Source organism: Paenibacillus glycanilyticus NBRC 16618 (genome assembly GCF_004000805.1).
In the GTDB taxonomy this organism is placed as follows: Bacteria; Bacillota; Bacilli; order Paenibacillales; family Paenibacillaceae; genus Pristimantibacillus; species Pristimantibacillus glycanilyticus.
The window spans coordinates 187,847-200,586 of record NZ_BILY01000003.1; the positions used below are offsets into that span (position 1 = coordinate 187,847).

Consider the following 12,740-nt stretch of genomic DNA (forward strand, 5'->3'; position numbering starts at 1 on the left):
ATTAGCCCACCTCTTCCTGGATGTCCTGCTCGTTCCCGTGCTCTTCGATACGCTGTTTCAGGCCCTGCAAAGTCCGGTCCGCAATCGCGTAAACGAATACCTCGCCGATCATGTCGGCTGCCAGTCTTCTGCCAAGGGGCGGCTGCAGCCAACGATGGATGATCGTCACCTTTACCGGCTCCTTCTCATCCAATGCTTCTATCAGCCATTCGACTTCCATTCCGGCTGTAACGCCGCGAACATGCTTGTAATACACCGAGCATAACTGCTCGTCCACCTTCATTTCGCTAACCCACCAGACCGGCCATTTAAACGGCTTAAACGGCCTTACCGCTCTCATCGTGACGAGTCCGCCCCGGTCGCTGCCGCCCTGCTCGAACTGGACTCCCCGGTAATGCGGAAGCAGCGCCGGCCAATTCTCCACTTGCCGGGCATAACGGAAAGCCGTTTCTTTATCGCAATTTATGGTGATTTCATTACGGGTATACATGTATTCGTCTCCTTCGGGCAATCTCCGATGATCCCCGCAAGCTTATTGGTCAGCAGCGAGGAAGTGCCAACGATTCTAAGGGCTGAACGCCATAGGATAGGCTGTCTGCTTAAACGTTCAATAATGTGCTGCAATCGGGTACCGGCTGCGAATTCGGCCTGCTGGTCCATTCTATATTGACGCAGCGGCTCGTGACTGCGCGTCTGAAGCATTCGTACGATGGCGGGTGCTGCAAGCTCCGCGCTTCTTAATGCCCGATAGATCCCTTGTCCGGTTAACGGATCGTAATAACCCGCCGCATCGCCGAGCAGAAGCATGCCCGCTATGTCATGAGGAATGACGGGTCTGTCGAAGGGACCGCATGTCAGCACGCCGTCTTCGATTTCCGCATCCCGCAGCCGTTCCGTCAGCTCCGGAACAGCCCTCGCCTCGCCAAGGACAACTCCGGAGAGGTCCTTGACCGCTAATGAAGCCGCCTTGGCGCTGCCAAGCACAACGGTCATATTCGCCAGCCCGGCGCCAATCGGGGCGAGGCCAATGACTTTTCCATCGCCGGCCGTAAACAGCTCGACCCTGCCATTTAAACCTCGCACCCCATTCAAACGAGCCGTAAAAGCGGCCTTGCGAAGCGATCCGTACCGGTTCACCTTGGCGTTTCTCGCCACAACGGACCGCAAACCGTCGCTTCCGATGACAAGGGAGGCTCTTATGGACATCGGCTTGCCTTCCGGGGAGCGGGCGATTACGCCAGCCGCCCTCTCTCCTTCCCAGATCAGACGTTCCACCTTCGTACGCTGCTCAAATACCGCACCAGCGCGGCTGGCTTGCTCGGCAAGCCATAGATCGACCTGTTCCCTGCGGCATCCCGCTCCGTACTGTCCTTCCGGATAAACGGCTTCAAGCAAGGCTCGTCCGCTGCTTACTTTCCAGCCTTGTATCGGACTGGACGGGAAATCAAAGGCTTCCCGGGCATGCGAATGCCCCGTTATTCTCCCAAGGGCGGCAACCGCTCCCGGATTCAAGGACTCGCCGCAAGGCTTGCGCCGCGGGAAGGCCTCCGCATCCAGCATCAACACGCGAACGCCGCTGGCAGCTAGCAATCTGGCGGATGCGCTTCCGGACGGGCCGGCACCCACAACAATGACGTCATACCTATTCATGGCCAACCACGGCTAGCCGGAACGGAAAATGTTTATGCACCGCCGCGTTTACGCCAGCAAGCTGAACGAGCTGCCGTGCCTCCTGCGGAGTGAAGGAGCGCATGACAGACAGCGGTCCGTCATGTCTCGTTACCGGGCTTTTCCATACGAATCTGGCCAGCAGCTTGGCCGCCAGATAAGCGAGCCGATGCCGTTCCAAATCCGTTACAACCCAACCTGCGCGGGTTACGCGGGCCATTTCGGCGAACAGCTTTATCGCTGATTGTTCGTCCAAATGGTGCAGTGCAAGATTGCAAAAGGCCAGATCAAAGCTTCGGTCTTCAAAAGGCAGGGCCGTTCCGTCCGCATGCAAGACTTCAATGGATGGATACGCATCCGTCCGCCGGGCAGCGAGCTGCACAATTTGCGGATGGTTGTCCACGGCGACAAGCGAGACGTTCCTGCCTCTTTTTTTGCACCAGTCAACAAATGCAACCGGAAGGTCCGCAAGACCCGTGGCCACATCCAATACCCGCACCGGTTCGCTTGGCGCCAGCTTGCGCATCAGCCTTTCCAGATGAACAAACAAAGCCGGATTTCCGCCAAGATACCGGTTGACGCCCCACACTTCCCGAAGGCTCTTTTCTAGCTCCACCGGTTCTACGCTATCCCCGTCCAGCCATTCCTTCAGGTCCAGCCGTTCGAACAGCTGTGCCATGCCATCACCTCATCCAGATTTTCCCTGCATGACCTTATTGTTATTCTTTTCCACCTCTTTTATCCGTCCCTCTCAAGGTTTGCGCAACGATTGCCATTATTTACACCTGAAAGCCAGCTGAAATTCATCGCAACCTCTCTCTCTCAATTGCGTCTAAATTAGTAGACTTTGAGAGGAGAGTGATAAAGAAGCATGTTCAAAAAACTATCGGCGGCGGTTCTGCTTCTGTTCGTTGCCCAAACCATTGGGACATCCGCGATCAGCATGGCAGCCAGCCCGGTTTCCGGCACAATGACCAAGTATCGCGTCTATCAGAACGATCGTGCATTGCGTGAATTTGCTACCGATAAACAGGCGATTGCTTACGCGTCGAGTTTCGAGTACAGTCATGTGGAAGCGATTACGGGCCGTGAGTGGGTGTGGGACAACCTGCCCAGGTACAAAATCTATCAAGGCGGCACTTCCAGCACCAAATGGGAATACCGCACGTACAACGAGGCAATGGCCGCAGCCAAGAAGATGAAAGGCGTACATATCCGGGATCTGGAAAGCCCGGGCTGGATTTATCAATCCTATCCGAAATATCAGCTCTATCAAGGCGACAAAACTAACGCGAATTGGGGTTATACGACCCTCGATGCAGCCAAGCAGGAAGCGAAGCGCTGGACAAACGCCCATATTATGGAGCTCAGCTCGAATAGCTGGATCTGGGACAACATGACGGATGCTACGGAGAAAAAAATACGGAGCGGCAGCCCGGTCTACTCCATTAAGGTAGATCAGGTACCGGTGGACGGGACAAAAACGTATGCTTTTCTGTACGATGCGATAAAAGCGGCGGCAGCTATTCCAAACAGCACCGTTGTAAACGAGGTGTCCGGACTTGTCGTGCATTCCAATGTGCCGGCTTACGATGTTCAGCAAAGCGGTAAAACGATCAAATCCTTTGTCGCTCTGCAGCCTGCTTTGCAATATGCCAAATATTTCGGTAACTCCGAAGTCAAACATAACGGAACAACCTGGTGGACTAGCGTGCCTTATCTTTCGGTCTATCAAGGCAATAACAAGTTAAAATCATTCTTTACACGCGCATCGGCTGTCGCTTACGCGAAAAGCTACTCCAACAGCTATGTCATCAATGCAGACAGTCGCAAATTATGGAGCAATACCAAAAACCTTGTCTATCTGGCATGGAATGGTTCATCCAACAGTCAGACGATTCTGAATCAAACGTCGAAGACGCAAGGTCTGTCCATCGATTCCCCGTCATGGTTTGAGCTGAAGGATAGCAGCGGCGCATTAACGGACCTGTCGGATCCGTCGATCGTAACGACGCTGAAGGCTCAGGGCATACAGGTGATGCCGCTTGTGTCGAACGACTTCGATAAGCAGATGACAACGGCTTTCCTGGCGAACTCGAATGCTCAGCAGCAATTCATCTCGGGTCTGGTAACAAAGCTTGATACCTTGGGCGTATACGGAGTTAATATCGACTTCGAAGAGGTTGCGGGTACGGACCGGGCTGGATACACCGCATTCGTTACCGCTTTAACGAAAGCGGCGCACGCCAAAGGGCTGAAGGTCTCCATCGACCTGCCGCGCGGCGATACCAGCTGGGATCATCTCACCGCCTACGAACATGCCGAGCTTGCCCAAGTGGTGGACACGATCATCATTATGGCGTATGACGAGCACTGGAGCGGAAGCTCAACGGCGGGTTCCGTAGCCAGCCTGCCATGGGTGGAAAAAGGCGTTCAGCAGTTCCTGGCGTACGGCGTACCCCGCAGCAAGCTGATGCTGGGCATTCCGTTCTACGTGCGGGAATGGAAGCTTGACGGCTCCGGCAATCTCGTCAGCAACCGCGCGGTTCTGATGAGCGACATTCCTAAGCTGATCGCGGACACGAATGCCGTTGGCGTCTCGGATCCTGCCACTCCCGGCCAGACCAAATACAAATACGTGAAGGACGGCTTCACCTATGTATTTTGGGCGGAAACCGCGAGCAGCGTGCAGGCGCGTATCAACCTCGCGATTAAATACGACCTTGCCGGCGTTGCCGCTTGGCGCCTCGGCTATGAGACACCTGATCTCTGGACGATGATGCTTCGTTTAAAGCAAGGGTAAACAAAACCCCCGGTCCTCGCTGCCTAGCGAGAACCGGGGGTTATTTATTTTTACTTTTGGGCCTTATCTATCGGAAACGGCTGTCCGGACCATGCTTTCTTGGAAGTCCAGTCCGCTTCGCCCTGCCAGAACGGGTGCTCGGGTTTCAAGCCAAGGGGCAGGAACACGGCGGCGCATAGATACAAGCTGCCTGTCGAGATGTATCCTTCGCCAATATCCTCTTGGTCGCCGCAGAATCCGATTCGAAGCCAGCCTCCCTCGTCGAAGGTCCCGGGCTGCTCCATCATACGGCGAATAACCGCCGTCAGCGCGCATCTTGCCTGATTAGGAGCAATGTCTGACGGAAGCCAGCCTTGAAGCACGGCCTGCGACAGCAGCTGAAACGCGCCAAACCGGTAAGCAAGCGAGCGCCCGATCGGCGGGAAAGTGCCTTCCGGAGAAATCAAGCGTTCTTGCTGCGCCGCATGGCGGGCCGCCCGGCGGATAACAACAGTCGTTATTTGCTCCCACTCCGGCAATTCCGGTCCGACTGTCCGGAGAATATCAACCAGCATCGGTTGAATGACAAATCCGTTATAGTAGTCCCAATGGAATTCCGGCCCGTCCCCATATACCCCATCGCCCAAATACCATTCCTGATGCTTCTTGAGGGCATAATCGATGCGCATCGGATCCCAATCCTCGCCGAGCAGATACAAGGCCGTCTCGGTCATGGCTGCGAATAACAGCCAGTTGTTATAGCCCGGTTTTCTTGAGCGGGTCGCCTTCAAGCAGGTGACTACGTTTTGCTTTACCCGGTCCTCAAGCTTGCCAAGCAGTTCATGCGGTGCCCGGACAAGGGCATGGGACAAAAAGGCGGAATCGACAATCGGCTGATAGCCGCCGGCGAAGTTCATAATGTCCGGCGATGACGGATCCGTTGCCGCGTCAATGGCTTCTCTGGCCAATTGCGCCATCCCGCTTCGCAGCTTCTCCTCATCCCCGGCTAAGCCGGTCATTTCGAACCAGGGAGCCATTCCGGTCAGCAACCGCCCCAAGACTTCCAGGTATGTGTATTCGCTGCGGTCGTCTGTGAACGCTTGAACCGGCATCCGTTCCTTCAGCTTGCGTTCCGCTAAAGCTTCCAATACCGGCCTTCCGATTCGAAGCATCCATTCTATCCACTGCTCGCGATCCTGCTTAACTTCAGCCATCGTTTTTGCCCCCTGCAGTCTTGTCTTCATTGAAATTTTCAATAACGCTAACGTTCGTACCAGTAACCCGGAACGCCTTTTTCAAGGCGCATCAGCGCTTCGAGGTAGAAGTAATCGCCCCAAATCGTATAATCGTCCGGCGAAGTATTCGTGCGAACGGAATACGAACCGCGGTTCAAGAAGCCTTCCGCTTCTTTCTCTCCATTCGTCGAGTAATGGCTAACGAGTCCTTCCATGGAGCGGTTCACCGCTTGCATCAGCTTTTTGTACGCGGGATCATTGTCCGATAGGAAGCCGCAAATCTCCAGCATGCCGGAAGCAGCGATGGCCGAAGCGGAGCTGTCCCTCATGGTTTCCGGCACCTGAGGCGCGTCAAAGTCCCAATACACTACGCCATCTTCCGGAATTCGGTCTGCAAAATAGTTGGCGAGCCGCTTGGCCGTCTCCAAATATTCCGGCTTTCGCAAATAACGATAAGCCAGCGCAAAGCCGTAGATCCCCCACGCTTGCCCGCGCGTCCAGGTCGAGCCGTCTTTAAAGCCTTGATGAGTTCCTCCCCGGTTGGAATCGCCGGTCTCGGGATTAAACCAGAAGGTGTGGTAAGAGGAATCGTCTCCGCGCACAAGGAAGCGGCGGCTCATCTCCGTATGCTGCTCCGCGGCCTCCCTGAACGACTTGTCCCCGGTCTGCAGATAAGCCCAGTGCAGCAGGGGCAGGTTCATCATACAGTCAATGATAATACGGCCGCCATTGACCGGATCATCCTTTGGTCCCCAAGCCTGCAAAATATTCATATTTTCGCGCCAGCGCTTCATCAGTACTTTCGCGGCATCTATCGTTATTTGCTTTGCGGCTTCATCCTTCTCCAAGATCCATTGCGCTTTTGCGGACAAGGAATACAAGAAGCCAATGTCGTGATGGTCCAGACTCAGGTTGTTCTCGAGCCTCTTCCCTAGGCTATTAACCGTTTGCACGGCTGCTTCCCGGTAAGCTCTGTCTCCGGAATACTCGTAGCTCAGCCATAGAACCCCGGGCCAAAACCCTTCCGTCCAGCCTTCGTTTTCAATGAGTACGTATTGACCGCTGCTGTTCTCGCTGACATGCGGGAATTTGCTCCCAAACCGTTCAATATTGGCTCTAGTTACCCGCAGCGTATCTTCAATGGCTTTCTTCCACATTTCGATGCCCTCCCGATAAGGTTTATGGCCTCATTATAAATCTCTTGGGCTTAAGGGGAGTTGTGCTATAATGTAGCTAAATTGCGATTTTTGCCCCGCCGGGAGGTACGTAATGCCAACAAATGTTCAGCCTATGGATCTTGGCGCTAACGCTTTTTCCTTTACTCATAGATATGAAACCCGCAACGAGAATTGGCTGATGCTGCATGCGCATCAAGGGATAGAGCTGCTGTACATCCACGAAGGATCCGGCACGGTAACGCTGGAAAGCCAGCAGTATAAGCTTGAGGATAACATGTTATTTTGTTTTCAGCCCTACCAGCTTCATAAAGTAGATGTTCCATTAAAGGACGGAGCTACCTATATAAGAACCAATCTGACCTTTGATGCCCGCATATTGGATCCCTATCTGCAGCCTTATCCCAAAATGCAAGCTTTTCTGCGAAGATTAATGTACGGCTTGCTCAGGCGCCAGGTATTTACGTTTTGCGATGACAAGACCTTAGCGAATTTGCTGTCGGACTATGATAAAATGCGAACTCTTACCGGAGGCGAGCCAAGCGTAGAGGATCGGGTACTTTTTCTTCTAGCTCTGTTTAAGCATCTTCAACTGCATGTATTTGAATTAGAAGATACGCACGCTTCCGTAGATAAAAACTCCGGCCATGTCGAGAAAATACTAGACTGGATCGAAACGCACTACTGTCAAACGATATCCCTGGAATCATTATCCCAGGAACTTCATTTATCCTCTTACCATATATCGCATTTGTTCAAGCAGCAGACCGGAATGACCATCTCCGATTACGTGGCGGGACGCCGGATTCGCGAAGCGTGTGCGCTGCTCGAGAATACGGACTATTCCATTAACGAAATCGGCCGAATGATCGGCGGTTTTAGCGCTCCGTATTTCTCCCAGCTGTTTAAGAAGCATAAAGGGGTAACACCCAATTTGTATCGAAGTGCTATCAAGCATACGTACCAGTAGTCTCGTGGCTGCTGCATGCAAAAAGCTGCCGTCTCCGGCAGCTTTTTGCATTAATGGATGATAAACGTGGCGTCCTGTTTATCCGTCGTAGAGCTGGACGAGCTGAGCGGATCAATCCGCATACCGGTGTAATTGGATTGTCTGAGATAATAGGTCGGGAAGTTGTAAGACCGGAACGACACTTGCGAAGAGTTGGCGAGACCCGCCGTTTGATAGAACGTCGCATCCTGCTGGAATGTTGTTGTACCGTCGTTGCGGCTTAATTGCATGACATAGTTGTAATGTCTCAGGTAGTAGCCAGGGAAATTGACGGACTCGAAGGAAACGCCGCCCGAATCCGCAAGTCCCGGCACCATTCTGAATTTGGAATCGTTAACCGGCGAAGGATTCGTATCGATTCGGGCCAGGAAATTGTAGTGGCGGATATAGTATCCGGCATAACGGCTCGATTCGATTTGGTGAAGCTGCGCCGCATCTCCCAGGTCCTTGCTGCCGTAAGTCACCGAGTTGTGTCCGCTGCCAAGCGGTCCGCCCGACAGAACCAATACGCTGTGATTGTCAGCAAGAGGCAGAATCGCGCGGCTGTACCCTTGCGGAACAACCGTACTTACCCGCGTCCAAGTATCCGATGCTCCATTCTCGGAATTCAAAAATAGCTCCGTACTGGAATTAGAGGTTACGGCGATTGTTCCGTTAGGCCCCGTACCCGGCACCCATACGACATATGGGGAGCTGGTAGGAACGACCCCGTCTCTCGTTTTCAGCAGAGTGCCCGGATCGGTAGCCGCGCCAAAGTTCTCGGGGTTGGAAGAGATTTTGTAATAGACGGCAAAATTTCCGTTTGGCGATCCGCCATACTCATAGGTCATTATATAATTTCCGTTCCCAAGCTTTGCAACTGTAGTCATGCCAGGACGTTTCGTCGAATCGGCTAGAGCAATATCTTCAACAGGCGAGCTCCAGGTCGTGCCGTTCGTCGAAGTAACGTGAACCAGCTTTTGGTTATGAGCGGCATCACGCTCATCCGAATAATACATAATCAGCTTGTTATTAGCGACGAGAAGAAACGGCTCCCATACCGGATCGTAAGAGCCGTTAGGATCAGCGCGGCCGCCGGTAGCGATCGAGCTTACGAAAGTCCAGGTCAAGCCTTTATCCGTGCTTTTGTAGAGATCAAGCTTCGTTTGCGACAAATCGGATGGAATTGAATTGCCCGCGCAAAGAAGCGTGCCCGCAGGCAAATTGCCGATGGCTTGAGGAAGCTCGTACAGGAAGGGCTGGTACCGAAGGCCCCATCCGTTCACGGTATCGGCTACTTCCGAAATCTTCGTCCAAGATACGCCTCCGTCCGTACTGCGATAAATCGGGAACGTTGGCGTACCGTTGACATAATGCTCAAAGGTCGCCAGCATGGTGCCGTTTGAGGTTCCGTTGTACTGCAACCGGATGGCTCTTGGGTACAGAGTACCCGGACCGGGATCCGTGGAAGGCGAAGTATACATCGTTGAAGGGCCAAAAGCATTCGCTTCCCCTATGATCATCAAACAGGCCAATAGAGCCAAGCCTATTGTTTTTACCCACATCCTTTTTAACTTTTTTCCCATTATCTTTCCTCTTTTCGATAGAAGATCGGAATCCGGGAACGGGCAGGTTCAAGCTGCAGAAATCCGGACTTCCGTCAGGTATTCGATTCTGCGTTAAGTTTTGGAGCGTTCAGGGATTGAGTAAAATGAGACGGCCGTTTAACCATGTTGGGTAAGGCGATGAAGCAGGATGGTAGGCGCTGCATGGAGTTGTGTGGCTGAGGTAAGCACCTTTTTAGGAAGCTGCAGACTTCACTAATTTATGAAAGCGCTTTATATTTCGGATTATAATATACGTTAAACATTATTTATATAACTAATTGATTATAAAAAACAATAATTTCATCTTAACGTTTTCTCACTTCTTAATTCGCAGTGGAAATGACAAGAAGACCAAGGCAGCTTCAGACTGCCTTGGTCTTCTTCATGCTTTCCGCTTACTGAGTATAAAGCTGAGGCGCCGGAATAATCTGCTTGGCCTGGGTAGCGCTCGACCAGCTCAGCTTCGCTGACGCGCCGCCGGTTTTCTCATAGTAATCCACGCGAATGCTATATTTCTGACCAGACTGCAGGGAAATCGATCCGCTCCACTCAGTTGGTCCCTGGTCAATCCACTTGTCGATAATAAGTTGATCGTTCACCCATACCCGGATACCGTCATCGGATGTCGTATAGAACGTGTACGTCTCGCTATATCTCGGCTGTACAAATCCAGTCCAGCGGGCCAGGAAATTGTCGGTGTTCATGCCGGATACCGGCGCGCCTTCGCCCCAGTCGAAATCAATATTTTCGGTCCGGTTCGCTACCCACTGCTCGAAGTTAAGTCCGTTCCAGTACGTACCGTTTAATCCCGTACCGCTGCCTACGCCGGAATCTCCCGAAGGCGGGTTGCTGCCGCTTGGCGCTCCGTATACAAAGCTGTTCCCTTTAAAACCTACGTATACCTTGCCGAAAACATCCTTGTCTCCGTCAATAGCCGAGACATTGTCGTAAATGCCTTTTGGATAGGTTGCAATCTTGCTCCAGTTCGCTCCTTCGTCCGTGGATCGCCATACGCCGTAGTCTCCTTCCACCTTGCCTGCAAGATAGATCGCGGGATATCCGCCGCTGGTCTCCGCTTTGCCAAATCCGATAGACGTTGCATCTTTTACCGCACTGATCTCCGACCATGTCGTACCGCCGTCAATGGAATGATAGAGCGAATAGGAAGCTCCGTCGAGTTGTCCTAACGTAAGGAAGAGATGACCCGCTTTACCCGGTACGGCTTTTAATTGCAAATTGAACCAGCCCACTGCCCAGCCTTTTGGAAGAGTTGTATTGACAAGACTCCAGGATTGACCGCCGTTTGTCGTACGGTACAAGCCTTTATCATTGTGATACAGATAGAAGGTATGATCATTAACCGTATCGGCTGTCAGAGCATGACGGTTCAAGTAATAGGCAAAATGCGATCCGCCCACATATTGTCCGTTGTCATACGAAGACTCGGTTCCCGGTAAAACGATAGCATTCCAGGATTGTCCGCGGTTTGTCGTATAATACGGCGTCCGGTTGCTGGTCGGCAAGTAAACGATATTATTCGTGTCAGAGGCTGCCACGGCAATATCTCCGAAATGCATGTCCGACGGTACCGATGCGAACGGAGTCCAAGTCTGACCTCCATCGGTTGAGTAGCCGCTTGGGAAAGCTTGTCCGTCGCTCTCGCAGCAGAAGCGGTGATCCGAAATGCTGGCAACCAGGAAATTCGGATTGTTGTACGAATAGTCCAAATCCCATGCGGAGTTGAATCTGGAGCTTGGCTGATGCTGGGACGGATACTGGTCATTGTTCGCATGATAGAATAAAGGCCGGTCCCAGAACGCCGTTACCGGCTTGCCGCCTTGCGGAACAACGATATCGTTTGACACCATCTCCTCAATGCCAGCGCTTAGCGATGTCCACGTTAATTGACTATCGTTAATATCCGTAGAGGTCCATACGCCAATGCCTTGCGCGAACCAGAGCTTATCCGGCACAACGGGGTCAAACGCGACATTGCCGACCGACATCCAGCCTTCGTCTGTCCAGGACAGCCATGGAACGTCGCCCGAACCGGCAGTCCGGTTTTTGTCAAGCTGGGTCCATTGTCCGCCGCCGTCCGTCGTTCGGTAAGGCGTGCCTCCGCCGTTAAACGCCAATATTTTGTTCGGATTTGTTGGCGAGACCGCAATACTCCAAATATCGGCATTAGTATTGATCTGCGACCAGCTTCCCCCGGCATATTTCCATACCCCGCCGCCCGAAACGTACAAGGCGCCGGAGACGATCTCCATGTCGGTATAGTTGCCGTTGTCCGCAGGCCAGGAACCCGTAATTTTGTACCAGCTGTTCCCACCGTTATCCGTCCGGTAAATGCCTTTGCCATAGACCGATGCATAGACCGTCTTCGTACGCGTAACGCCGCCGTCGCTTACCGTGCCGCTTCCGGCGTCAATCGCCACGTCCTGTACGCCATGCACATTTTCCCCGGTACTTGGAATACCCGAATCCGCCGACCAATTGCTGCCGCCATTTCGAGTCACGTATAAACCGTTACCTATGGTGCCGTAGTAAACCACATTCTCGTTAGAAGGGTCAACCGCGAGCCGTTCGCCTGTCGTGCGGGCGTCGCCATTCGCGTTGTTGTCAAGTCCAGAGACATTTGTCTTGCTCCAGGTGTCGCCTTTATTACCGCTTTTGTAGACGCTGTCGCCAAACGCCATATAAGCGGCATTGACATTGCTTGGCGCAGCAACAATACTTACGGCTCCTTTATGTCCGCCGGGTGATTCGTCCGGCATGCTGTTTGCGGTTACGACTTGAATCCAGCCCGTCTTGGAATCGTTAAGGCGATAAGCCCCTCCCACGTCGGTACGGGCATAAGCCACGTTGCCGCTTGGATGGATATCGATCCCCGTAACGAAGCCTCCTCCTCCGGTTTTTAATTGCTGCCAATCGTAAGATGCCGAGATATCACTTGTTGCCGCCACTGCGGTTGCAGGCTTGAATGATAGAATAGAGATTTGCGCAAGCAGCGCTACAACCGCGATAATGGCGGTGCCTTTCTTGAACATAATTTGTTCCTCCCTGTATCTAATAGATTATTATTCCTATTGCAGAAAACGAATCTATGTCATCCGCTTATCGGTCTTCCCGGGATTAGGCCAACAAGACGGTTATTTTAAGATCCTGTCAGACCTGCATGGTTAAAGCGCCTTCAAATCAATTAATTATCACCTCATGTTGTTTGCCGCCGTGGAGAAACGGGACAAATAGGCTTATCGCATGCCTATTCGTCCCATCATTTCC

The 12,740-nt window shown here is 52.7% G+C and carries 9 protein-coding genes; 2 read left to right on the forward strand and 7 right to left on the reverse strand.

Annotated elements, in window-relative coordinates; genetic code table 11:
- Position 1: 1 nt before the first annotated feature.
- Genes PGL01S_RS03530 through PGL01S_RS03540 form a run of 3 tightly spaced genes read right to left on the reverse strand, consistent with a single transcriptional unit; the run spans position 2 to position 2,347 of the window.
- Positions 2-490: an SRPBCC family protein gene (locus tag PGL01S_RS03530; protein WP_127491441.1), complete on the reverse strand. Its 489-nt coding sequence runs from the start codon at positions 488-490 to the stop codon at positions 2-4.
- Positions 463-1,650, reverse strand: a complete 1,188-nt coding sequence (locus tag PGL01S_RS03535; protein ID WP_127491443.1) for an NAD(P)/FAD-dependent oxidoreductase — start codon at positions 1,648-1,650, stop codon at positions 463-465. The genes PGL01S_RS03530 and PGL01S_RS03535 overlap by 28 nt, the downstream gene beginning before the upstream one ends.
- Positions 1,643-2,347, reverse strand: coding sequence for a methyltransferase domain-containing protein (locus PGL01S_RS03540; protein WP_127491445.1), 705 nt, complete (start codon positions 2,345-2,347; stop codon positions 1,643-1,645). Before PGL01S_RS03540 ends, PGL01S_RS03535 begins: the two co-directional genes overlap by 8 nt.
- A gap of 192 nt (positions 2,348-2,539) precedes the next feature.
- Here PGL01S_RS03540 and PGL01S_RS03545 point away from each other — a divergent pair, with 192 nt between their 5' ends.
- Positions 2,540-4,471 (forward strand): glycosyl hydrolase family 18 protein, encoded by a 1,932-nt coding sequence (locus tag PGL01S_RS03545; protein WP_127491447.1) that lies wholly within the window; start codon positions 2,540-2,542, stop codon positions 4,469-4,471.
- Positions 4,472-4,521: 50 nt separating this feature from the next.
- Here the strand turns inward: PGL01S_RS03545 and PGL01S_RS03550 are convergent, their stop codons facing one another.
- Both PGL01S_RS03550 and PGL01S_RS03555 read right to left on the reverse strand, forming a co-directional pair.
- A complete protein-coding gene (locus tag PGL01S_RS03550) occupies positions 4,522-5,664 on the reverse strand; it encodes a DUF2264 domain-containing protein (protein ID WP_127491449.1) in 1,143 nt (380 codons plus the stop codon).
- A gap of 47 nt (positions 5,665-5,711) precedes the next feature.
- Positions 5,712-6,842: a glycoside hydrolase family 88 protein gene (locus tag PGL01S_RS03555; RefSeq protein ID WP_174806523.1), complete on the reverse strand. Its 1,131-nt coding sequence runs from the start codon at positions 6,840-6,842 to the stop codon at positions 5,712-5,714.
- A gap of 112 nt (positions 6,843-6,954) precedes the next feature.
- On the opposite strand from PGL01S_RS03555, the gene PGL01S_RS03560 reads away from it, so the two are divergent.
- Positions 6,955-7,830, forward strand: coding sequence for an AraC family transcriptional regulator (locus PGL01S_RS03560; RefSeq protein ID WP_127491453.1), 876 nt, complete (start codon positions 6,955-6,957; stop codon positions 7,828-7,830).
- Positions 7,831-7,880: 50 nt separating this feature from the next.
- On the opposite strand, the gene PGL01S_RS31090 is transcribed toward PGL01S_RS03560, so the two are convergent.
- A complete protein-coding gene (locus PGL01S_RS31090) occupies positions 7,881-9,434 on the reverse strand; it encodes an AbfB domain-containing protein (RefSeq protein ID WP_218032356.1) in 1,554 nt (517 codons plus the stop codon).
- Between the two features lie 416 nt (positions 9,435-9,850).
- A complete protein-coding gene (locus PGL01S_RS03570) occupies positions 9,851-12,505 on the reverse strand; it encodes a PA14 domain-containing protein (RefSeq protein WP_127491455.1) in 2,655 nt (884 codons plus the stop codon).
- Positions 12,506-12,740: the final 235 nt, after the last annotated feature.

Coding starts and splice junctions, on each gene's coding strand:
- PGL01S_RS03550 (WP_127491449.1), bottom strand. CDS start 5,664: ATGGCTGAAGTTAAGCAGGATCGCGAGCAGTGGATAGAATGGATGCTT.
- PGL01S_RS03560 (WP_127491453.1), top strand. CDS start 6,955: ATGCCAACAAATGTTCAGCCTATGGATCTTGGCGCTAACGCTTTTTCC.
- PGL01S_RS03555 (WP_174806523.1), bottom strand. CDS start 6,842: ATGTGGAAGAAAGCCATTGAAGATACGCTGCGGGTAACTAGAGCCAAT.
- PGL01S_RS03535 (WP_127491443.1), bottom strand. CDS start 1,650: ATGAATAGGTATGACGTCATTGTTGTGGGTGCCGGCCCGTCCGGAAGC.
- PGL01S_RS03540 (WP_127491445.1), bottom strand. CDS start 2,347: ATGGCACAGCTGTTCGAACGGCTGGACCTGAAGGAATGGCTGGACGGG.
- PGL01S_RS03545 (WP_127491447.1), top strand. CDS start 2,540: ATGTTCAAAAAACTATCGGCGGCGGTTCTGCTTCTGTTCGTTGCCCAA.
- PGL01S_RS31090 (WP_218032356.1), bottom strand. CDS start 9,434: ATGGGAAAAAAGTTAAAAAGGATGTGGGTAAAAACAATAGGCTTGGCT.
- PGL01S_RS03530 (WP_127491441.1), bottom strand. CDS start 490: ATGTATACCCGTAATGAAATCACCATAAATTGCGATAAAGAAACGGCT.
- PGL01S_RS03570 (WP_127491455.1), bottom strand. CDS start 12,505: ATGTTCAAGAAAGGCACCGCCATTATCGCGGTTGTAGCGCTGCTTGCG.